1 pseudogene is annotated in these 255 nt (G+C 37.3%); it reads left to right on the top strand.

Features of this window, described 5'->3' with window-relative positions:
• Positions 1-255: pseudogene (locus PZE06_RS29360) on the top strand (IS3-like element ISLsa2 family transposase); the annotation flags it as partial.

Here is a 255-nt window from a genome sequence, read left to right as displayed (position 1 = left end):
TGGTCTATCTAACAGACCAACATTAGACTTCGTTCTAGAGCCATTAATTGAAGCATTAGGAACCATTACAAATGAAGCAGAATATCGCACCACCATTCATTCGGATCAAGGTTGGCATTATCAACATCAGACTTGGGTAAAAACATTAAAGAAAAATAATATTTTTCAAAGCATGTCTCGAAAAGCAACATGTGCGGATAATGCGGCAATGGAAAATTTCTTTGGGGTCCTCAAGCAAGAGATGTATTATGGAGA

Origin of the sequence: Robertmurraya sp. DFI.2.37 (assembly GCF_029211245.1) — a bacterium.
In the GTDB taxonomy this organism is placed as follows: domain Bacteria; phylum Bacillota; class Bacilli; order Bacillales; family Cytobacillaceae; genus Robertmurraya; species Robertmurraya methanolica_A.
Note: the sequence above shows the minus strand (reverse complement) of the source record. Positions and strands in the feature narration are given on the sequence as shown.